This window comes from Nonomuraea sp. NPDC050478, assembly GCF_044458265.1.
Lineage (GTDB): Bacteria > Actinomycetota > Actinomycetes > Streptosporangiales > Streptosporangiaceae > Nonomuraea > Nonomuraea ferruginea.
Genome location: NZ_JBITHT010000006.1, coordinates 575,694 through 596,989, shown reverse-complemented (window position 1 = coordinate 596,989; position 21,296 = coordinate 575,694). Strand labels below are relative to the sequence as shown.

Genomic DNA, 21,296 nt, shown 5'->3' with positions numbered 1-21,296 from the left:
AGTATGCATACTCAGTATGCATGTCGATCAGACACGGACTGCTCGCCCTCCTGAGCGGCGAGCCACGCTACGGCTACCAGCTCAGGGTGGAGTTCGAGGCGTCGACGGGGGCGACCTGGCCGCTGAACATCGGCCAGGTCTACACGACGCTCTCCCGCCTGGAACGCGACGGCCTGGTGGCGCCGGGCGGCGCCGACGATCAGGGCCGCACCCTCTACGCGATCACCGAGGCGGGCCGGGAAGAACTGGCGACGTGGTTCGCCACCCCTGTCGGCCAGACCGACAGGCCCAGGGACGAGCTGGTCATCAAGATCGCCATGGCGGTCGCCGCCGCCGACGTGGACGTGGCCGGCGTGATCCTGGCCCAGCGGATGGCCACCATGCGCACGCTGCAGGAGCTGACCAGGGCCAAGCGCGGCGCCGCGGACGGGGCCGCCCAGCGGCTCGTCCTGGATTCCATGATTTTCAAGGCCGAGGCGGAACAGCGCTGGCTGGACCACTGCGAGGCCGTACTCAAGGAGAGGAAGGCATGAGCGTGCTGGAGATGCGGGAGGTCACCCGGACGTTCGGGGACGTGCCCGCGCTGCGCGGCGTCACCCTGGCGGTGGGACGCGGCGAGCTGCTGGCCGTGATGGGCCCGTCCGGGTCCGGCAAGTCCACCCTGCTCAACCTGGCCGGCGGGCTCGACCGGCCCACCTCGGGGAGCGTGTCCGTCGAGGGCGCCGACCTGGCCTCGGTGCGTGATCCGGCCGCGCTGCGGCGCGGCGGCATCGGGTACGTGTTCCAGGACCTGAACCTGATCCCGTCGCTGACCGCCGCCGAGAACGTCATGCTGCCGCGCGAGCTCGACGGCGTGCGCGCCGGTCGGGCCCGCGAGGAGGCCGAGGCCGCGCTGCGCGAGGTGGGCGCGGGCGAGGTGGCCGGCCGCTTCCCCGGCGAGCTGTCCGGCGGCCAGCGCCAGCGGGTGGCGATCGCCAGGGCGCTGGTCGGCGAGCGACGCCTGCTGCTGGCCGACGAGCCGACCGGCGCGCTCGACACCGCGACGGGCGACGACATCCTGCGGCTGCTGCGCGAGCGGTGCGACGCGGGCGCGGCCGTGCTGCTGGTGACGCACGAGCCGCGCTACGCGGCCTGGGCCGACCGCGTGGTCTACCTGCGTGACGGCCGGGTGGCCGACTCGACCGCGGAGCCCCTGGAGAGCGCGAGATGAGCGCGTTCCTGGCGGCGCTGCGCCTGTCCCGCAGGGAGGCGCTGCGCGCCAAGGGCCGCACCGCGCTCGTCATGGCCATGATCGGGCTGCCCGTGCTGGTCTTCACCGCCCTGCTCACCTACGACGCCACCGTGGACGTCGCACCCGGCGAGGACATCACGGCCGAGCTGGGCGCCGCGGACGCGCGGATCGTCACCACGGCCCACGACGGCCGCGTCTCCCAGCCCGTGCACGGCTGGTTCATGCTGGCGGCCGAGGGCCCCGCGACGGACGGCACGGTGCGGACCGCGGACGAGGTGACCGCGCTGCTGGACGCCCGGCTCATCCCCTATGACGTGGGATCGGTGGAGATCCGCGACACCGACCGCTACCACGAGGTCAGTGCGCTGGAGCTGGACCTGCGCGACCCGATGACCCAGGGCATCCGCCTCCTGGCCGAGGGCCGTTTCCCCGCCTCCGCGGATGAGGTGGCCGTGACACCCGCCCTGGCCCGGGGGTCGGGCCTGCGCGTCGGCGACACGATCACGGTGACGGCCAGGGACCGGCGGGTCCGCGTGGTCGGCGTGGTCGAGCACCCGCACAACGTGGAGATCCAGGAGGTGGTCGGCCTCCAGCACACGCTCCTGCTGGACAAGCGCGGCGGGCACGGTCCCGGGTGGCTCGCCGACTCCGCGCGGCCGGTCCTGTGGGAGGACGTGCAGCGACTGAACGGCATCGGCATGCTCGTGACCTCCCGTGCCGTGCTGACCGGCCCGCCGGTGGCCGGCGCGTACGGTGACCCGTTCGACCGCGCGCTCGGCGCGCCCGCCCTGATGACGCTCGCCGCCATGGCGGTGCTGGTCGTGATGGAGATGGCCCTGCTGACGGGCCCGGCCTTCGCCGTCGGGCTGCGGCGCAGGCGCAGGGAACTGGCGCTGATCGCCGCGCAGGGCGGCTCCGCCCGTCATCTGAAGGTGATCGTGCTGGCCGACGGGCTGGTGCTGGGCGGGGTGGCCGCCCTGCTCGGCGCGGCGCTCGGCACCGGCGGCACGCTGGCGCTCATGCCGCTGCTCAAGCGGCTGCTGGGCCAGTCCGGCCCGGCGGACGTGCCCTGGGGCCCGGTCCTCGGCGTGACGGCCCTCGGCGTGGCGGGCGCGCTCGTCGCGGCCCTCGTCCCCGCCGTGTCAGCCGGGCGCCAGGACCCGGCCCGCGTGTTGGCCGACCGCGAGGAGAGCGCGGGAGCCGGCGTCGTCGCGCGCCGTGCCCGGCGTTTCGGGGTCATCAACCCGCGCGGTGCCCGGCGTCCCGCGCTCGCCGGCTCGCGGCGTGGGCGGCTTCCCGTGCTGGCAGGACTCCTGCTGGTGGGCGGGCTTGCCGTGACCGTGTACGCGCTGCGTGGCGGGCGTCCGTACGGGGTGATCGCCGACGCGTTTCTCCTGCCGGCCGGTGTTCTGGTGGTGCTGGGACTGGTCGCGCTCATCCCGGTCATGGTGACGGCCCTCGGCGGGCTCGCCGCGCGGCTGCCGCTCCCGCTCCGGCTGGCCGTACGCGACGCCGCCCGCCACCGGACCCGTACGGCGTCCGCGGCGGCGGCGGTGATGGCCGCCACGATGGGGGCCGTCACGCTGGGCATCGGGGTGGAGAGCTCGATCACCGTCGCCCTCACGACGCACCGGGCCCAGCAGCCGCCGGACACGCTGCGGATCGCGGCCAGGCAGGTCGACGACCGGGGATGGGCCGACCTGCGCGCGGCCGCGGCCAAGGCGCTGCCGGGCGTGCCGCTGGTGCCCGCGGGCAAGGCGTTCGACGGCGAGGGGAGGGCCGTGCAGATCCTGGCGGACGAGAACCCCCGGATCGGCTACTTCCTCGTGGACCCGCCGATCGGCGACGCCCGCCTGCTGGCCTTCTTCCAGGGACGGCCCGACCCGCGGGCGGCCGAGGCGCTGGCCGACGGCAAAGCGGTGGTGTTCGATCCCGCGCTGCTCCAGAACGGCACCCTCGCCCTCCAGTTGACCGCGGACGGCGGGGGAGGAGGCAGTCTCGTCCGGATCCCCGCCGTGGCGGCGGCGTCCGGCGACCCGGGCAGGACCGGTGTCGTGATCCCGCCCGCGGCCCTGGAGAAGGCCGGGTACACGGTGGCCGAGCGGGTGCTGTACGCCACGCACCGGTCCGCCGACGTCCAGCGCCTGCAACGGCAGCTCAGCATGCCGTCCGCGCGCGCGGACGTGGCCGTCCTGGACAGGGAGGCGCCCTCGACCCTGGGCATGTTCTGGTGGGTGTTCGGCCTGGCGCTGCTCCTCAGCCTCGGCGGCACCTTGGCCGCCACCGGGCTGGCCGCGGCCGACCTGCGCCGCGACCTGGACATCGTGTCGGCGGTCGGCGGGCCGCCCAGGACGCGCAGGGCGATCCTGGCCGCTCAGGCCGGCTTCATCGCCGGGATCGGCGCCCTCGTGGGCGCGGCCGGCGGCGCGGTCATGGGCGCGGCGATGGCCGTGCCGCTGACCAGGGAGCGACAGCCGCTGGGTGCCCTGGACGGCCTGGGGCCTGCCGTGATCGCCGTGCCGTGGGCGGCCACGGCCCTGGTGGTGCTCGGGCCGCCGCTGCTGGCGGCGCTGGTGGCCGGGCTCGTCACACGGTCGCGTCAGGGACCGCCGGGGAGACGGTTCGCTTAGGGTCCCTGAGCTGGTAGCGCAGCGTCATCACGACCGACAGCAGGATGATCAGCGCCGGGACCGCGGTCTGCCCGATGAGCACCGCGGTCACGGCGCTGTCCGGCTGCTCGACCCGCTGGCTCGCCACGGACGACAGGAACCCGCCGATGCTCAGGATCGATCCCAGGATCAGCGCGCCGAACGCGCTGACCCCGCTCTCGATCGCCGTCCACAGGCCGGTGAACACGCCCGCCCGCCGCTTGCCCGTGGTGGCGGCGTCCACCGCGATGACGTCGGCCAGCATCGAGAACTGCAGCAGGGTGACCCCCGCGACCCCGGTGCCGACCAGCAGGATCATCACGTGCGCGTACCAGCCGCCGAAGATCGGGGTGGCCAGCGCCAGCGCCGTGCCGGTGGCGAAGGTGGAGGCCGCCATGATCATCGCGTTCCGCTTGTCGAAGCGCTTGGACAGCCACGTCCACATCGGCATCGTCAGCATCATCGGCACCACCAGCGCGGCGAACAGCGTGGTGGTGGCCCGGGGATCGCCGATCGTGTACGTGGCGAAGTAGGGGGCGGCCGCCAGCATGATGGCCACGGCGAGCTGCTGCGTGCAGCTCAGCGCCGTCAGCCAGATGAACGCCTTGTTGCCCCTGACCACCGCGAACTGCTTGATCAGGCTGCCGGTGTCGGCCTCTGGCGCACCCGTCATGGGGGCGCGTGCCGTACCGAAGAAGGATCCCAGCATGGCGGCGAACAGCACCACGGCGATCACCACGCCCATGAGGCGGTAGCTCGCCAGCGTGCCGCTCTCGCCTTGGCTGTTGACGATCGCGGGGGCCGCGACGCCGGCGATCGCCGTCGCCGCGCCGACGAACACCATCCGCCACTGCAGCAGCGACGTCCGCTCGTGGTAGTCGTCGGTCATCTCCGCGGGCATCGCCTTGTACGGCACCTCGAACAGCGCGTAGGCCGTGGCCGCCGCCATGAAGCAGGCTCCCACGTACAAGGCGGCGGGGATGCCCGTGAGCGGCGGGCCGGCGAACACCAGGAAGAAGGCGACCGGCAGCGTGCAGGCGCCGGCCAGCAGCCACGGCCGGCGCGGCCCGAGCCGCGAGACGGTCCGGTCGGACCAGCGGCCCACCAGCGGGTTGATCAGCAGGTCCCACACCTTGGGCGCGGTCACCACGATCCCGGCCAGCCACGCGGGCACCGCCAGGAAGTTGGTCATGTAGAACAGCAGCAGCAGTCCGGGCACGGAACCGAAGGTGGCGGTGCAGAAGGAGCCGACACCGTAGCCCAGCCGCACGCCTCTGGGGACCGTGGGGGCGGCCACGGCGGGTGCGATCACGGAACTCATTGAAGCCGAGCGGAAGACCGTTCGGTAGGGCCTAGTTCGACGGATCCACGCTATTCGTTCACGTTGGCGCATACCACATGCGCGCCGATCTCCACCATGCGGCGCTCGCTGAGCGAGTCGGCCACCCTGGCCATGAGGATCGGCGCCCCGCTCGCCGCGAGCTGCGGCAGCCGGGCGCGCACGCCCCGGTGGAGGTCGCGCACCACGTCCTCGGCGGCCGTCATGTGGACCTTCACGTGCAGCATGATGCCGGGAGCGCCGGAGGCGGTGCGGGCCTCGGAGATCCACACGTGGTGGACCAGCGGGAAGTCCATGAGCAGTTGCGCGACGGCCTGGCGCAGCGCGGGCAGGATCGGGTGCGCGCACCGGCGGTAGCCGGGGTCGACCTGCTGCATCGGCCCCGACAGATGCGGTCTGGGCGCCGGGATCCACGGGAGCGGGGGCGCCTCCTGCGACCGAGGTGCGGCCTGGGCGATCGCGCCGCTCCGCGACACCGTGGCCATCGCGCCCGTCGCGTACGCGGCGGGGGCGGCCCCGGACAGGACGGGGGTGGGCCCGGTGCGGGTCGAGGTGAGGAAACGCTGCAGGTCGTCGATCGGAACGGCGGCCGCGGCCGGGCCTGCGGCGTCGATCACGATCTCCCGGACGCCGGTGACACGCTCGATGTCGAGGATGGTGTCGGCGTCACAGGCCGAGAGCGAATGGCTGCCGTGGTGTCTGGCGTAGGTCGCCGCGCTGGTGTATCCGAGCAGCACGCGGTCACCGGCCTGGGTCGTGCCCAGGACGACGGATCGATCCGGTCGCACGGCCACCAGGACTCCACCGTCAGCGAGAGCCGCCAGCAACCGGTGCGGAGCACCATGCTGGGCGAGCACGTCGGCAAGCGCAGGATTCCCGATGCTCATATGACGAACCATAGGTAGTCGGCCACGGCTTATCAGGCTAATGGCGAATAATTCTCCGGATCAAGATGAAGATGGCTGCGGTGTGGATGACTTGTCCCGTCCAGGGGTACGGACCGCGTCATCTCAGATGCTGATCCTTCGTGAAAGCGTTCACAAGCCACCGATAGACTCTCAGGTGACCGGGGGACCCATCGACGTGTCCCTGACGCCCGCCGCACGCTACTAAGGACTCACGCTCGTGAACAAGCCCGTCGTACTGGTCGCAGAGGAGCTCTCCGAGGCCGGCCTGGCCGTGCTCGGTGCCGATTTCGAGGTCCGCCACACCGACGGCGCCGATCGGTCCCAGCTGCTGCCCGCCCTCGCCGACGTGGACGCGCTCATCGTCCGATCCGCCACCAAGGTGGACGCCGAGGCGATCGCCGCGGCGCCCAAGCTGCGCGTCGTGGCCAGGGCCGGCGTCGGCCTCGACAACGTCGACGTCGAGGCGGCCACCAAGGCCGGCGTCATGGTGGTCAACGCGCCCACCTCCAACATCACCAGCGCCGCCGAGCAGACCGTCGCGCTCATCCTGGCCAGCGCCCGCAACACCGCGCAGGCCCACGCCGCGCTGAAGAACGGCGAGTGGAAGCGGTCTAAGTACACCGGCGTCGAGCTCGACGAGAAGGTCGTCGGCATCCTCGGCCTGGGCAAGATCGGCCAGCTCGTGGCGCAGCGGCTGCAGCCGTTCGGCGTCGAGCTGATCGCCTACGACCCCTACCTGCCGCCGGCCCGCGCCGCGCAGATGGGCGTCCAGCTCCTGAGCCTCGAAGAGGTGCTCAAGCAGGCCGACTTCCTCACCGTCCACCTGCCCAAGACCAAGGAGACCGTCGGCCTCATCGGCGACCGCGAGCTCCACGAGGTCAAGCCGTCGGTGCGCATCGTCAACGTGGCCCGCGGCGGCATCGTCGACGAGGCCGCACTCTACGCCGCGATCAAGGAAGGCCGCGTCGCCGGCGCCGGCCTCGACGTGTTCGCCAAGGAGCCCTGCACCGACAGCCCGCTCTTCGAGCTCGACCAGGTCGTCGTCACGCCCCACCTGGGCGCCTCCACGCATGAGGCCCAGGAGAAGGCCGGCACCCAGGTCGCCAGGAGCGTGAAGCTGGCGCTGGCCGGCGAGTTCGTGCCCGACGCGGTCAACGTCCAGGGCGGTGCGGTCGCCGAGGACGTCAAGCCGGGCCTGCCCCTGGCCGAGAAGCTGGGCCGGGTCTTCACCGCCCTGGCCGGCGAGGTGGCCACCAAGCTCGACATCGAGGTGCGCGGCGAGATCGCCGCGCAGGACGTGCGGGTCATCGAGCTGGCCGCGCTCAAGGGCGTCTTCTCCGACGTCGTCGAGGAGCAGGTCACGTACGTCAACGCGCCGCTGCTGGCCAAGGACCGGGGCGTCGGCGTCGACCTGGTCACCAGCTCCGACAGCCCCGACTGGCGCAACGTGGTGACCGTGCGCGGCGTGCTGGCCGACGGCCGCCAGGTCTCGGTCTCCGGCACGCTGTCCGGCCCCCGGCAGATCACCAAGATCGTCGAGGTCAACGGCTACGAGATGGAGATCGAGCCGACCGCCCACCTGTCGTTCTTCACCTACACCGACCGTCCGGGGATCGTCGGCGTGGTCGGCCGCATCCTCGGCGAGCAGGGCATCAACATCGCCTCCATGCAGGTCTCCCGCCACGCCAAGGGCGGCAAGGCGCTCATCGCGCTGACCGTCGACACGGCCATCCCGGCCGAGGTGGTCGAGCAGATCGGCCAGGAGATCGGCGCCGACACCGGGCGCTCGGTCGACCTGGAGGACTGACGGCTCCAGTGACGACGGCCGCCGCCGGGCTTCCGGCGGCGGCCGTTTCGCTGTCTCACGATGCGAGATGCTAGGACATCCAACGAGATGCTCGGGTAACCTGGCTGGTGATGCGTCAGGTGCTCGTACTCATTGCCTGCCGCGGCGGGGCCTGTTAGGGCAGGTCGACGACCCGCCGCGGTGAGCGGCGTCGCGTCGGCCGGTAAGCCCCATCGCCCAGTCCGTGACCCGGACTGGCGAGATCAGGCCCGGTCGGGTCCGCGACCGGGGTTCCGACTCACTGCAAGCACACACCCCGCGAAACGAGATGATCACCATGCGCAAGTACGCCGCCGACGAGCACCGTGACGAGGCCGCCGAGGCCCTGCAGACCGCCCTGGACCGCCGCGACAACGGCGGCGCGCCTCAGAACTCCAGCCGGTAGAAGACGGCCGCCCGCCGCATCGCGGGCACCGCTCTCATCAGCCGGGTGGCCAGGCGCAGTCCTCTGGCCAGCCGGTCGTAGCCCGGCAGGTCGAGCGCGCTGATCGCGTCGCGGCAGCGCAGGCGCGGGTGGATCGACTCGAGGTCCTCAGGGCCTCCGATGGCCCAGTGCATCCGCGCCCCGGCCTTGCGCACCGGGCTGTTGAGCACCTGGAGCCGCAGCCCGAACGGGCTCAGGGCGTCGAAGACGAACTCGCCGTGCGGGAAGCGGTCCACGATCCGCCGGAAGAGCTCACGGCCGCCCGTCTCGTCGAGGTAGTAGACCAGCCCTTCGGCGAGCACGAGCACCGGCCTGCCGGCGGGGACGCGGTCCAGCCAGCCGGTCTCGGTGACGGACGAGCCGATCGTCGTGTATCCGGGACGCCCCGGGAACAGCCTGTCGCGCAGCTCGACGACCTCCGGGAAGTCGACGTCGAACCAGGCGACCTCCGGCGGCGGGTCCATCCGGTGGACCCGGGTGTCGAGGCCGCACCCGAGGTGCAGCACGGTGGCGCCGGGGTGGGCGGTGAGGAACTCGGCCGCCCACCGGTCCAGGAACCTGGCCCGGAAGGCCACCGCTCCGGCGTTGCGGGGGCTCATACCTATCTTGGTGAAGTCGTGGTCGATCCGCTCGACCGCCCGCACGGCCATCGTGTCGTTCAGGATCGGCTCGGGGGAGCGGGCGTCCAGCGCCCGGCCGTACAGGGTGGCGAGGAGCGTGGCCTTCTCGCCGTCGAGACACACCTTCTCGGCAGCCATGACGCCACGGTACGCCCGCGGTGTGAAAGATTTGGGTCAGCAGCACCACCTGTCCACACAATGAGATCAAGTGTTCGTCAGCCGAGACGAGCCGGTAAGGTACGCCCATGGAGTCGCGCAACATCCGCCTGGCCGTCATCCCTGGAGACGGCATCGGCACCGAGGTGGTGGCCGAAGGTCTGAAGGTCCTGGAGGCCGTCGGCACCAAGATCGATGCCACCCATTACGACCTGGGCGCCGCCCGCTACCACCGCACCGGCGAAACGCTGCCCGATGCCGTGCTCGAGGAGTTGCGCGGCTACGACGCCATCCTGCTCGGCGCCGTCGGCGACCCCAGCGTCCCGCCCGGCGTGCTGGAGCGCGACCTGCTGCTCAAGATCCGGTTCGCCTTCGACCACTACGTCAACCTGCGCCCGGTCAAGCTCTTCCCGGGCGTCGAGACGCCGCTGGCCGACACCCCCGTCGAGAACATCGACATGATCGTCGTCCGTGAGGGCACCGAGGGCCTCTACGCCGGCACCGGTGGCGTCATGCGCCGCGGCACCCCGTACGAGATCGCCACCCAGGAGTCGCTCAACACCGCCCACGGCGTCGAGCGGGTCGTGCGCTACGCGTTCGAGAAGGCCCGCTCCCGCCCGCGCAAGAAGCTCACGCTGGTCCACAAGACCAACGTGCTCACCTACGCCGGCGACCTCTGGCAGCGCACCGTCGACCGCGTCGCGGAGGAATACTCCGACGTCACGACCGACTACAGCCACATCGACGCGGCCTCGATGTTCTTCGTCAGCCAGCCCGAGCGGTTCGACGTCGTGGTCACCGACAACCTCTTCGGCGACATCATCACCGACCTCGGCGCCGCCATCGCGGGCGGCATCGGCCTGGCCGCCAGCGGCAACATCAACCCCGAGGGCACCGCGCCGAGCATGTTCGAGCCGGTCCACGGCAGCGCCCCCGACATCGCCGGGCAGGGCAAGGCCGACCCGACCGCCACCATCCTGTCCGTCGCCATGATGCTCGACCACCTCGGCCTGTCCGCCGAGGCCGCCAAGGTCGAGCAGGCCGTCGCCGACGACATCGTCGAGCGCCTGACCGGGTGGAGCAGCCGCACCACCCGCGAGATCGGCGACGACATCACCGAGCGAGTATCGAGCTAGGGCCGCCCCCAGCTCGACGAGCAGCGCCCGGCGGTTCCCCCAGGACCCGCCGGGCGCTTTTTCGTGTCCACCCCCGCCCTCCCCTTGCCATTCCAAATGGCGAGACAATAGGAAGTACGGACTGCCCCTGTTTGTGGCAGTGCCGCCCGAAATCGCAGAGAGAAGGACCCAGCGTCATGACCATCGCTCAGAAGCTCAGCTTCGACGTGCAGCTCTCCGGCCACGCTCGCACCGCGGCCGAGCGCGAGCAGGTACTGGCGAACCCCGGATTCGGGCAGGTCTTCACCGACCACATGGTCTCCGTCGACTACACCGAGGGCCAGGGCTGGCACGACGCCCGCCTGGAGCCGTACGCGCCGCTCACCCTCGACCCCGCCACCTCCGTCTTCCACTACGCGCAGGAGCTCTTCGAAGGGCTCAAGGCCTACCGGCAGGTCAACGGCTCTGTGGTGATGTTCCGCCCGTACGCCAACGCCGCCCGGTTCAACCGCTCGGCCACCCGCATGGCCATGCCCGAGCTCCCCGAGGACGCCTTCGTCGAGTCGCTCGAACTCCTCGTCCAGACCGACAGGGACTGGGTGCCCACCACCGAGGGCCACAGCCTCTACCTGCGGCCCTTCATGATCGCCACCCAGGTCGGGCTGGGCGTGAACTGGCCCTCCAAGACGTACCGCTACCTCGCCATCGCCTCGCCCGCGGCGTCCTACTTCTCCGGCGGCGTCAAGCCCGTCTCGGTCTGGCTGTCCACCGAGTACACCCGCGCCGCCCCCGGCGGCACCGGCTTCGCCAAGTGCGGCGGCAACTACGCGGCCGCGTTCGTCGCCCAGCGGCAGGCCGTCGAGAACGGCTGCGACCAGGTGGTCTGGCTGGACGCCGCCGAGCACCGCTACGTCGAGGAGATGGGCGGGATGAACCTGTTCTTCGTCATCGGCGGCAAGCTCGTCACCCCGTCGCTGACCGGCACCCTGCTGCCCGGCATCACCCGCGACTCCATCCTCGCCCTCGCCGCCGACCTCGGTCTTGAGACGGAGGAGCGGCTCATCACCGTCGAGGAGTGGCAGGCCGGGTGCGAGTCCGGCGAGCTGACGGAGGTGTTCGCCTGCGGCACCGCCGCGGTCGTCACCCCCGTCGGCTCGGTCAAGGGCGCCGACCGCGCCTGGACCGTCGGCGACGGGAACGCCGGCGCGGTGACGATGCGCATCCGCGAGGAGCTCATCGGTATCCAGTACGGTTCGCGCCCCGACACCCGCGACTGGATCCACAAGATCGCCTAGCCGCCCGCCGGCTTCACGCCTCAGGGTCCGGACGGCGCCGTCCCCGCACGTCCGGGCCCAGCCCGATCGCCGGCAGTATCGCCTGGTCCACCATGTCCGCCAGGTCGGCGTCGCTGGGCGGCGTCCTGGTGTCGATCAGCCGCTTGGTGACGAGCGCCTCCCCGATGTCGGCCACGACCGGGGTGAGGAGCTCGGCGGGGAAGTGGCCGCGCTCGGCGTAGTGGCGCAGCACGGTGTTGGTGAACGTGCCGCCCCGTACGGCGAAGACCCGGTCGACGAGCTCCTCGGAGATCTTGGACGCGCTCACCGGGTCGGTCAGGATCAAGGCGACGGCGTGGCCCGCGGGGCTGAGCATCCAGTCGCGCATGAGCCGGAGCGCCCTGATCAGGTCACCGCGCAGGTCGTCCGCCCCCGGGCTCGGCTCCTCGACCGGATGCGCGTGGTAGAGCGCGTCCAGCAGCACCTCGATCGGATCTGACCAGCGACGGTAGAGGGTCGTGCGGGCGGTCGCCGCCCGCTTGCCGATGCCGTCCATGGTCAGCCGTGCGACGCCGACCTCCACCACTTCTTCAAGCACCGCGGCGTGGATGGCCGCGATCAGCTCCTCGCCCCGCCGCCGCGTTCGGCTGTTGTTCACGGCTGTTCCCTTGGTTGGCTACAGCGGTGTATCTTACCTTCATTCTAAGCTACACTCGTGTATCTAATCCCTGGGGATAGTCATGTCCACCACCATGCCCGCCGACCGAAGGGCCGTGCCGCTCGCCCGCCGGTCCCTGGCCCCCGACCTCGCCCGAGGTCTCATGCTCCTGCTCATCGCGGTGGCGCACGCACACATGTACCTGTCCGGTCACCCGGTCGGGTTCCGCGGCTACACGCTGGACGGAAGCGCCCTCGACCGGCTGGTGGCCGGGATCCAGATCCTCCTCGTGGACGGGCGGGCGCTGCCGATGTTCGCCGCCCTCTTCGGCTACGGCCTGGTGCAGCTCGCGAGCCGGCAACTCGCCGCCGGTCGCGCATGGCCGGACGTGCGGCGGGTGCTGCGCGCCCGCAGCCTGTGGCTCCTGGCGTTCGGGTTCTGCCACGCCCTCCTGCTGTTCTTCGGCGACATCCTGGGCGCGTACGGCCTGGTCGGCCTGGTGCTCGTGGGCTTCATCCGGCGCAGCGACCGCGCCCTGCTGTGGGCCGCCGGCCTCACGACTGTTCTGCACGTCGCGGTCCTCGCCCTGTTCGGGCTGCTCACCGTGAGCGCCGACAAGGGCGACTCGATCGCCGGCATGGGCGACCCGGCGGAGGCCCTCATGATGCGGGTCGTCGGCTGGTCCGGGATGACGCCCACGTACTTCGCCGCGAGCGTCGTGCCCGCTTTCCTGTTCGGGATCTGGGCGGCCCGCCGCCGCGTGCTGGAGGAGCCGTGGGCGCACCGGACGCTGCTCCTCCGGACCGGCGTCGTGGGCACCGCGATCGCGGTCGCCGGTGGCGTGCCGCTCATGCTCGTCGACACCCGGCTCTGGGCGCCCTCGGACGCGATCGGCGTGTCCGCGTACGCCCTGCACAGCGTCAGCGGCATCGCCGGCGGTCTCGCGTACGCCGCGCTGATAGGCCTCGCCGTGGCCGGTGGAGCCCGCCGCGCCGCGCCTGGCCCGGTGGCCAGGGCGCTGGCCGCGTGCGGTCAGTGGTCGCTGACGTGCTACCTGCTCCAGTCCGTGGTCTTCACCGTGGTCTTCGTGCCGTACCTGGGCGGGCTCGGCACCCGTGTCGGCGACGCGGCCGCCTCCGCCGTGGCCGTGCTCACCTGGCTGGCCACCGTGGTGCTGGCGGCGTCGATGTCCCGTACGGGCCGGCGCGGACCGGCCGAGACGTTGCTGCGCCGCCTGACCTACCGCCGCGCGGGCTGAGGGTCAGAGGTTGAGCAGGCAGGTCGTGTCGATCGCGCAGTCCCACGGGTGGGGCAGCGTCAGGGGAGCGCCGGCCGGCTCCACCGTCTCGCGTCCGTAGCCGCTCGGCGCCGGGTCGCTGTGGAGCTTGAGCAGGCGCTGGAACGGGTCGACCACCAGGTAGAGCGGCACCCCGGCCGGGGCGTAGCCCATCGGCTTGATCACGTGGTCGTCGTAGGCGTTGCCGGCCGAGACCACGTCGACCAGGAGCAGAGTGCTGGCGCCGTGGACGGCCTCGTCGGTCTCCATGACCGGCTCCTGCGGGACGATCGTCAGGTCGGGGACGTACCGGTCGGCCTCGTCGCCGAGGTGGACGGTGATGTTCGGCCAGATCTCCCAGCCCCGCCCGGCGACCACGGGCGCGAGCTGGGCGATCAGCTGGGCGATGATGGTGTTGTGCTGCCAGGTGCCGGGCTCGTTGACCACGATGCGGCCGTTGACCAGCTCGACGCGGAGCTCCGGGAAGACGTCCCGCACGGTGCGGTAGCGCTCTTCGACAGGCCTGATCATGTCTCCGCTCCCGACTCTGGGTGATCGATGCGCGACAGAGCGTAATACCAGGGCGCGGGAACGGCAAAGAGCAGGTCAAGTGACGGCGGCCAGGCGGCGGCGCAGGTGGGCGCGTTCGGGCTCGGTGCCCGCCAGGTCGAGCGCCTCACGGTAGGCGGCCGCGGCCTCGGGGAGCCGGCCGAGGCGCTGCAGCAGGTCGGCCCTGGCCATCGGATAGGGCGCGTAGGCGCGCAGCCTGGGCTCGCCGGCCAGCGCGTCGAGCAGCGCCAGGCCGGCCTCGGGGCCGTCGCGCAGCGCCACCGCCGCGGCCCTGTTCAGCTCGACGACCGGTGAGGGCGCGAGCGCGAGCAGGACGTCGTAGAGCGCGACGATCTGCGGCCAGTCGGTGGTCGCGACGTCCGCGGCCTCGTCGTGCAGCGCGGCGATCGCGGCCTGCACCCCGTACGGGCCGGGCGGGCCGCCGGCCAGCGCGGCGGGCACCAGCCGCAGGCCCTCCTCGATCATCGCGCGGTCCCAGCGGCCCCGGTCCTGCTCGTCCAGCAGGACCAGCTCGCCGCCGGGCCCGGTGCGGGCGTCGCGCCGGGCGTGGATCAGCAGCATCAGCCCGAGCAGGCCCGCGACCTCCCGCTCCGCGGGCAGCAGGCGGCGCAGGATCCGCGCCAGCCGGATGGCCTCCTCGGCGAGGTCGAGCCGTTGCAGGTCGGGTCCGGCGCTGGCCGCGTACCCCTCGGTGAAGATCGAGTAGATGACCTGGAGCACCCCGGGAAGCCGCGCGGGCAGCTCGTCGGGGCCGGGGGCGCGGAACGGGATGCGGGCCTCACGGATCTTCTTCTTGGCCCGTACGATCCGCTTGGCCATCGTGGCCTCCGGCACCAGGAAGGCGCGCGCGACCTCTGGAGTGGCCAGTCCGCCGAGACAGCGCAGCGTCAGCGCCCCGCGGTCGTCGGCGTTCAGCGCCGGGTGGGCGCAGGTGAAGAACAGCTGCAGCCGCTCGTCGGGCAGCTCGTCGCCCGCGCCGGTGGGCGAGGGCGCCGCCCGGTCGGCCTCCACCTGCAGCAGGGCCAGCCGGGAGGCGTACGTCCTGTCGCGCCGCAGCCGGTCGACCGCCCGGCGCCGGGCGGTGGTCATCAGCCACGCGCCCGGCTTGGGCGGCACGCCGTCGACCGGCCAGCGCACCAGCGCCGCCTCGATGGCATCCGACGTGACCTCCTCGGCCAGGTCCAGGTCGCCGAAGCGGCGCACCAGGGCGGCGAGCAGCCGGCCGCGCTCCTCCCGGAAGACCGCCTCCACGTTCTCCGCGTACGGGCCGGTCATGACGGTCAGCCCTCGAAGTCGGCGATCGGCCGCACCACCACCGAGCCGCCGCCGGTGGCGCCCGGGCAGCGGGCCGCCCAGTCGAGCGCCACGTCCAGGTCGGGGACGTCGATCACGTAGTAGCCGCCGAGGACCTCGCGGGTCTCGGCGAACGGCCCGTCGGTGATGGTCCGCTCGCCCTTGGCGTCGACCCGCACGGTGGTCGCGGTGGTCAGGTCGGCCAGCGAGTGGCCGGCCACGAAGATCCCCGCCTCCTGAACGGCCTTGTCGTAGGCCATCCAGTCCTCGAAGGACGCCTCACAGCCCTCCTGCGCCTGGTCGGTCCCGGCGCTGTTGATCAGCAGCATGTACTTCATGGTTCTGGCTCCTTCTGCCGTGCTTGTGCCATGTCTACGAACGGGACCCCGCCCGATGGACACGAGGCCGGCAGGATTTTCCTCAGGCCGGCGTGACCCGCTTGCGGATCAGGGTCAGCCCGTCCGCGACCGGCAGGATGACCACGGTCACCCGGGGGTCCTCGCGCACCAGCGCGTTGAACTCGCGCATGTTCACCGTAGCCGGGTCATTTTTACCGGGGTCGGCCACGTGCCCCGACCACAGCGTGTTGTCCACCATGATCAGCCCGCCCGGCCGCAGCTTGCCGACGAGCAGTTCGTAGTACGCGGGATACCGCGGCTTGTCGGCGTCCAGGAACGCCAGGTCGATCGGCTCGGTGAAGTCCCGCAGCGACTCCAGCGCCGGCCCCAGCGTGAGCGTGACCCGGTCGGCGACCCCGCCCTTCTCCCAGTACCGGCGGGCGACGGCCGTCCACTCCTCGCTCACGTCGAAGCAGTGCAGCGTGCCGCCGGACAGCCCGCGGGCGATGCAGAGCGAGGAGTACCCGGTGAACGTGCCCACCTCGACGGCCACCTCAGGCGCCACGAGCTGGGTGATCATCGTCAGGAGCGTGCCCTGGTCGGCCGAGATCTGCATGCCCGCGTGGTCGCCGGTGGCCGCGACGGTCTCCGCGGCCAGCTCCTCCAGCAGCGGGTCGGGCGGCGTGGAGTGGTCGAGGATGTACCGGGCCATGGCCTGGTCGAGGAGAAATGCCTTCATGAGGGTGATTCTGGCCTGGTGTGGCCGGATAACACCTATGTTCCCAGTTCCGATAGGGTCGCGGCGATCGGCGGACGAGAGCGGGCGGGGATGAACAAGAGGGTGGCGGCCATCGTGGCCGCCGTTGCGGTGCTGGCCGTGATGGGATTCGTGACGCTGGTCCAGTCGGGGCCGTCCTCCGACGGCGTGCGGCTGATGCGGCAGGCCGACGGGTCCATGGTGCTGGCCGACCGCGGCGGGCAGGCGCCGGTGCTGGTCCTGTACGAGGACTTCGAATGCCCCGTCTGCAGGGAGCTGCACTCCCGGGTCGACGACACGATCGAACGCCTGGCCAGGGAGGGTAAGGTCAAGGTCGTCTACCACCCCGTCACGATCTTCCGGGACGAGCCGTCGCGGTCGAACTCCATCAGGGCCGCCGCGGCCGCCCGGTGCGTCCCCGAGTCGAGCTGGCTGGCCTTCCGGGACGAGCTGTACGCGATGCAGCCGGTGCCGCACGGCGTGGCCACCGGGTTCACCGTGGAGGAGCTGGTGGCCGCCGCGCGCAAGGCCGGCGCCGCCTCCGCCGAGTCGTGCGTCAACTCCCAGGCGTACGCGGAGGCGCACCTGCGCGACACCGCCGGCATCCGCGTCGAGGGCACGCCGACCCTGGTGCTCGACGGCCGGGTGATGGGCAACGAGGCGTTCGACCCGGCCGCGCTGGAGAAGGCCATCACGGGCGGTGACGGGGTAACCGTCTGACCAAATCTCGTCCGTACTGTGAGATCGATGTCCCGGGCACTGGATTCGTATGGCAGACTCGGGAGCACCATGTTCTACGGTCTGCTCATTATCGGCAGGCGCGCTGGCTAACGCAGGGACACCGCCAGCGCGCAGACCTCTCACGTCCGTGAGGGGTCTTTTTGTTTTCCTCCACTCTCAGAAAGAGAATCCATGGCCGACGACCGGTTCCACGTCTATGACACGACGCTGCGTGACGGCGCACAGCAGGAAGGCCTCAACCTCACGGTGGCCGACAAGCTCGCTGTCGCGCGCCACCTGGACGGGCTGGGCGTCGGCTTCATCGAAGGAGGGTGGCCCGGCGCCAACCCCAAGGACACCGAGTTCTTCAGGCGCGCTCGAACAGAGCTCGACCTGAGGCACGCGCAGCTAGCCGCGTTCGGCGCGACCCGCCGGGCAGGTGTGAAGGCGGCCGACGACCCCCTGGTCGCCGCTCTGCGCGAATCCGGCGCGCCGGTCGTGACCCTTGTCGCCAAGAGTCACGACCGGCACGTGGAGCTGGCCCTCCGCACGACTCTCCAGGAGAACCTCGCGATGATCCGCGACACGGTCTCTCACCTTCGTGCGGAGGGTCAGCGCGTCTTCCTTGACGCCGAGCACTTCTTCGACGGCTACAAGTCCAACCCAGCCTACGCGCTGGAGGTCGTCAGGACCGCCGCCGAGGCCGGGGCGGACGTCATCGCCCTGTGCGACACCAACGGCGGCATGCTCCCCGACGAACTGGCCGAGATCGTCCACGACGCCGTCCAGACCAGCGCCAGGGTCGGTATCCACTGCCACGACGACACCGGCTGCGCGGTCGCCAACACGCTGGCCGCGGTCAAGGCCGGCGCCACCCACGTGCAGGGCTGCGCCAACGGCTACGGCGAGCGCTCCGGCAACGCCAACCTGTTCACGGTGGTCGCCAACCTGCAGCTCAAGCGCGGGTTCGAGCTGGTGCCGCCGCAGGCGCTGGCCGACATGACCCGCATCGCGCACGCGATCACCGAGGTCACCAACGTCACCCCCAACTCGCACGCCCCGTACGTCGGCGCCTCGGCGTTCGCCCACAAGGCCGGCCTGCACGCCAGCGCCATCAAGGTCGACCCGAACCTCTACCAGCACATCGACCCCGCCGAGGTCGGCAACGACATGCGCATGCTGGTCTCCGACATGGCGGGGCGCGCGTCCGTCGAGCTGAAGGGCCGCGAGCTGGGCTACGAGCTCACCCCCGGCAACACCAAGGAGCTGGTCGACCGGGTCAAGGACCTGGAGTCCAAGGGCTTCACCTTCGAGGCCGCCGACGCCTCGTTCGAGCTGCTGCTGCGCGACACCGTCCACGGCGAGCGCAGGCGCCACTTCGAGGTCGAGTCCTGGCGCGTCATCGTCGAGCACACCAAGGGCGGCGAGCTGGTCAGCGAGGCCACGGTCAAGCTGCACGCCAAGGGCGAGCGGATCGTCGCCACCGGCGAAGGCAACGGCCCGGTCAACGCCCTCGACAAGGCGGTACGGCTGGCGCTGGAGAAGCTCTACCCCGACCTGGCCAAGGTGGAGCTGGTCGACTACAAGGTGCGCATCCTCGAAGGCACCCACGGCACCGGCGCCATCACCCGCGTGCTCATCACCTCCAGCGACGACACCACCGGATGGTCCACGGTCGGCGTCGGCCAGAACATCATCGACGCCTCCTGGCAGGCGCTGGAGCAGGCGGTCACGTACGGCCTGCTCCGCGCCGGACACGAGTGCTGAGCGCCTGAACTGTTGGAGGGGCGTCCTTGCGGCGCCCCTCCAACCCTGCGCGTGGAGGAGAAAGCCCCAGAGCGCGGCGGTTACCCCGGCACTCAGCCTCGCAGGCGCGCCAGCGCCGCGCGGACGCGCTCCTTGGCGCGCTCGCGGCCGAGCACCTCGATCGACTCGAACAGCGGCAGACCGACCGTCCGGCCGGTGACCGCCACCCGCACCGGGGCCTGCGCCTTGCCCAGCTTGAGGCCGTTGGCGGCGCCGACCTCCTCCAGCGCCTCCTTGAGCGACTCCGGGTCCCAGCTCACGGTGTCGAGCCGGTCGAGGTAGCCGCTCAGGATCTCCTCGGGGGAGTTCTTCATCGCCTTGTCCCAGGAGGCCTGGTCGAACACCGGCTCCTCCAGGAACAGGAAGTCGACGTTCTGCCGGATCTCCGACAGCACCCCGACCCGGGTCTGCGCCAGCGGGGCGACCTTGCTGAACAGCTCGCGGTCCCAGGACGGCTCCAGGTAGGGCAGGCAGCGCTCCTCGAACGTCTCCAGCGGCAGCGCCCTGATGTACTCGCCGTTGAAGGCGCGCAGCTTCTTCTCGTCGAAGAACGCGCTGGAGGAGTTGACGTCCTCGAGCCGGAACAGCGGCACCATCTCCGACCACGGCATGATCTCGCGGTCGTCTCCCGGACCCCAGCCGAGCAGCATGAGGTAGTTGACCATGGCCTCGGCGAGGTAGCCCTCGGCGCGGTAGTCCTCCAGCGCGACCTTGTCGCGGCGCTTGGAAAGCTTCTTGCGCTGCTCGTTGACGATCACCGGCAGGTGGGCCCAGACCGGCGGGGTGGCGCCCAGCGCCGGCCACAGCAGCTCCTGCTTGGCGGCGTTGCCGAGGTGCTCCTCGCCGCGCACCACGTGGGTGATGCCCTGGGTGATGTCGTCGACCGCGTTGGCCAGCACGTAAAGAGGCGAGCCGTCGGTGCGGGCGATGACGAAGTCTTCCTGCGCCTCGTTGGGGAACTCCACGTTGCCCCTGATCAGGTCTACGACCACGGTCACCCCCTCGTCGGGGGTACGGAAGCGCACCGCGCCCGCGGTCAGCCCGCGCTCGCGGCAGTGACCGTCGTAGCCGCGGTGCTCGGAGCCGGTGCGGGCGACGAGCCGCTCGCGGGTGCAGTCGCAGTAGTAGGCCTTGCCGTCGGCCAGCAGCTTGGCCACCGCCTCGCGGTGCTGCGGCTCGAACGCCGACTGGAAGTAGGGGCCCTCGAACGCCGGGTTGGTGCCGTTGACGCCGATCCAGTCGAGGGCGGAGATGATGCCCTCGGTCCACTCGGGTCGGTTGCGCGACGCGTCGGTGTCTTCGACGCGCAGCACGAACCGGCCGCCGGACTGCTCGGCCAGCGCCCAGTTGAACAGGGCCGTGCGGGCGCCGCCCACGTGGAACATGCCGGTCGGGGACGGGGCGAAGCGCACCCGTAGATCAGTCACGAGCAACCACCTTGTTCGTCAGAGTGCCGATGCCTTCGATGCCGACGCTGACCTCGTCGTCTATCTCCAGCGGGCCCACGCCCGCGGGCGTGCCGGTCAGGATGACGTCGCCGGGGATCAGTGTCATGACGGCGCTGACGTAGGCGACGAGCGCGGGGATGTCGTGGATGAGCTGGCTGGTGCGGCCGCTCTGCCGGATGTCGCCGTTGACCGACGTGGTGAGCGCCAGGTCGGACGCGTCGAGGTCGGTCTGGATCCACGGGCCGAGCGGGCAGAAGGTGTCGAAGCCCTTGGCCCGGGTGAACTGCACGTCCTTCTTCTGCAGGTCGCGGGCGGTGACGTCGTTGGCGCACGTGTAGCCGAAGATGACGTCCTTGGCCCGCTCGACCGGCACCTCGCGGCACAGTCTGCCGATCACCACGGCCAGCTCGCCCTCGTAGTCGACGCGGTGGGACAGCGACGTCGGGTAGGCGATCGACTCGCCGTGGCCGATCACCGAGGTGGACGGCTTGATGAAGATCAGCGGCTCGTCGGGCACCTCGTTGCCCATCTCGCGGGCGTGCTCGGCGTAGTTGCGGCCGATCGCCACGACCTTGCTCGGCAGCATCGGGGCGAGCAGCTTCACCTGCGACAGGGGGAACCGCTCGCCGGTGAACTGGACCTGGCTGAACGGGTGACCGGCGACGGCGGACACCATCTCCTCACCGGGGCCGCCCTCGACCACGCCGAACGCCACGCCTTCGCCTGCGGAGAACCTCGCTATACGCACCTGACAAGGCTATCGCCGACACCGGCGGGGTCCGGACGATTAACCGGCGGGGCCCGCCCGGCGAGCGGGCCGCCGCCGTGATTTGCTTGTCGGGCAAGCACCGGAACGTCTTGGAGGAGCT

General features: G+C 71.4%; 19 protein-coding genes. 9 read left to right on the top strand and 10 right to left on the bottom strand.

Translation table 11 applies throughout. The annotated features are described in order from the left end of the window. The first annotated feature begins 20 nt into the window (after window positions 1–20). From ACIBF7_RS31915 to ACIBF7_RS31905, 3 genes are read left to right on the top strand one after another with little or no spacing between them, the layout of a single operon-like run. A complete protein-coding gene (locus ACIBF7_RS31915; RefSeq protein ID WP_148029478.1) occupies window positions 21–533 on the top strand; it encodes a PadR family transcriptional regulator in 513 nt (170 codons plus the stop codon). After that, the gene (locus ACIBF7_RS31910) at window positions 530–1,210 is read left to right on the top strand and encodes an ABC transporter ATP-binding protein (protein WP_271280017.1); all 681 of its coding nucleotides are present in this window, start codon (window positions 530–532) and stop codon (window positions 1,208–1,210) included. The genes ACIBF7_RS31915 and ACIBF7_RS31910 overlap by 4 nt, the downstream gene beginning before the upstream one ends. Next, window positions 1,207–3,861, top strand: coding sequence for an FtsX-like permease family protein (locus ACIBF7_RS31905; protein ID WP_271280018.1), 2,655 nt, complete (start codon window positions 1,207–1,209; stop codon window positions 3,859–3,861). Before ACIBF7_RS31910 ends, ACIBF7_RS31905 begins: the two co-directional genes overlap by 4 nt. On the opposite strand, the gene ACIBF7_RS31900 is transcribed toward ACIBF7_RS31905, so the two are convergent. Both ACIBF7_RS31900 and ACIBF7_RS31895 read right to left on the bottom strand, forming a co-directional pair. Continuing rightward, window positions 3,818–5,200, bottom strand: a complete 1,383-nt coding sequence (locus ACIBF7_RS31900; protein ID WP_148029481.1) for an MFS transporter — start codon at window positions 5,198–5,200, stop codon at window positions 3,818–3,820. The genes ACIBF7_RS31905 and ACIBF7_RS31900 overlap by 44 nt on opposite strands. Window positions 5,201–5,250: 50 nt before the next feature. Then, window positions 5,251–6,105: a hypothetical protein gene (locus ACIBF7_RS31895; RefSeq protein WP_219548453.1), complete on the bottom strand. Its 855-nt coding sequence runs from the start codon at window positions 6,103–6,105 to the stop codon at window positions 5,251–5,253. 238 nt (window positions 6,106–6,343) lie between these two features. Between ACIBF7_RS31895 and serA the strand changes: the two genes are divergently transcribed. Continuing rightward, complete coding sequence (serA, locus tag ACIBF7_RS31890) at window positions 6,344–7,933, top strand: phosphoglycerate dehydrogenase (protein WP_148029483.1); 1,590 nt, start codon at window positions 6,344–6,346, stop codon at window positions 7,931–7,933. A 405-nt stretch (window positions 7,934–8,338) separates the two neighbouring features. Here serA and ACIBF7_RS31885 read toward each other — a convergent pair whose 3' ends face one another. Beyond that, window positions 8,339–9,154 carry a class I SAM-dependent methyltransferase gene (locus ACIBF7_RS31885; protein ID WP_397198807.1) on the bottom strand — a complete coding sequence of 272 codons (816 nt, stop codon included), beginning with the start codon at window positions 9,152–9,154 and terminating at the stop codon, window positions 8,339–8,341. A 107-nt stretch (window positions 9,155–9,261) separates the two neighbouring features. Here ACIBF7_RS31885 and ACIBF7_RS31880 point away from each other — a divergent pair, with 107 nt between their 5' ends. Both ACIBF7_RS31880 and ACIBF7_RS31875 read left to right on the top strand, forming a co-directional pair. Continuing rightward, window positions 9,262–10,308 carry a 3-isopropylmalate dehydrogenase gene (locus ACIBF7_RS31880; protein WP_148029485.1) on the top strand — a complete coding sequence of 349 codons (1,047 nt, stop codon included), beginning with the start codon at window positions 9,262–9,264 and terminating at the stop codon, window positions 10,306–10,308. Window positions 10,309–10,484: 176 nt separating this feature from the next. Further along, entirely contained in the window at window positions 10,485–11,582 is a 1,098-nt protein-coding gene (locus tag ACIBF7_RS31875) for a branched-chain amino acid aminotransferase (protein ID WP_148029486.1), read from the top strand. Window positions 11,583–11,595: 13 nt separating this feature from the next. On the opposite strand, the gene ACIBF7_RS31870 is transcribed toward ACIBF7_RS31875, so the two are convergent. Beyond that, window positions 11,596–12,219 (bottom strand): TetR-like C-terminal domain-containing protein, encoded by a 624-nt coding sequence (locus ACIBF7_RS31870; protein ID WP_397198806.1) that lies wholly within the window; start codon window positions 12,217–12,219, stop codon window positions 11,596–11,598. An 82-nt stretch (window positions 12,220–12,301) separates the two neighbouring features. On the opposite strand from ACIBF7_RS31870, the gene ACIBF7_RS31865 reads away from it, so the two are divergent. Next, window positions 12,302–13,477, top strand: coding sequence for a DUF418 domain-containing protein (locus tag ACIBF7_RS31865; RefSeq protein ID WP_397198805.1), 1,176 nt, complete (start codon window positions 12,302–12,304; stop codon window positions 13,475–13,477). 3 nt (window positions 13,478–13,480) lie between these two features. Here the strand turns inward: ACIBF7_RS31865 and ACIBF7_RS31860 are convergent, their stop codons facing one another. From ACIBF7_RS31860 to ACIBF7_RS31845, 4 genes are all read right to left on the bottom strand, one after another. Next, window positions 13,481–14,026 carry a Uma2 family endonuclease gene (locus tag ACIBF7_RS31860; RefSeq protein WP_271277430.1) on the bottom strand — a complete coding sequence of 182 codons (546 nt, stop codon included), beginning with the start codon at window positions 14,024–14,026 and terminating at the stop codon, window positions 13,481–13,483. A 75-nt stretch (window positions 14,027–14,101) separates the two neighbouring features. Next, window positions 14,102–15,340, bottom strand: coding sequence for an RNA polymerase sigma factor (locus ACIBF7_RS31855; protein ID WP_397198804.1), 1,239 nt, complete (start codon window positions 15,338–15,340; stop codon window positions 14,102–14,104). Window positions 15,341–15,345: 5 nt separating this feature from the next. Further along, window positions 15,346–15,696, bottom strand: a complete 351-nt coding sequence (locus ACIBF7_RS31850; RefSeq protein WP_397198803.1) for a YciI family protein — start codon at window positions 15,694–15,696, stop codon at window positions 15,346–15,348. 82 nt (window positions 15,697–15,778) lie between these two features. Then, complete coding sequence (locus ACIBF7_RS31845; RefSeq protein WP_219552335.1) at window positions 15,779–16,435, bottom strand: O-methyltransferase; 657 nt, start codon at window positions 16,433–16,435, stop codon at window positions 15,779–15,781. Between the two features lie 90 nt (window positions 16,436–16,525). Here ACIBF7_RS31845 and ACIBF7_RS31840 point away from each other — a divergent pair, with 90 nt between their 5' ends. Beyond that, the gene (locus ACIBF7_RS31840) at window positions 16,526–17,173 is read left to right on the top strand and encodes a thioredoxin domain-containing protein (RefSeq protein WP_148029493.1); all 648 of its coding nucleotides are present in this window, start codon (window positions 16,526–16,528) and stop codon (window positions 17,171–17,173) included. Window positions 17,174–17,365: 192 nt separating this feature from the next. Beyond that, window positions 17,366–18,940 (top strand): citramalate synthase, encoded by a 1,575-nt coding sequence (gene cimA / locus ACIBF7_RS31835; protein WP_148029494.1) that lies wholly within the window; start codon window positions 17,366–17,368, stop codon window positions 18,938–18,940. A gap of 92 nt (window positions 18,941–19,032) precedes the next feature. On the opposite strand, the gene gltX is transcribed toward cimA, so the two are convergent. Together gltX and ACIBF7_RS31825 are read right to left on the bottom strand one after the other, a co-directional pair. Continuing rightward, entirely contained in the window at window positions 19,033–20,406 is a 1,374-nt protein-coding gene (gltX, locus tag ACIBF7_RS31830) for a glutamate--tRNA ligase (RefSeq protein ID WP_397198802.1), read from the bottom strand. Further along, a complete protein-coding gene (locus ACIBF7_RS31825; protein WP_397198801.1) occupies window positions 20,399–21,175 on the bottom strand; it encodes a fumarylacetoacetate hydrolase family protein in 777 nt (258 codons plus the stop codon). Before ACIBF7_RS31825 ends, gltX begins: the two co-directional genes overlap by 8 nt. Window positions 21,176–21,296: the final 121 nt, after the last annotated feature.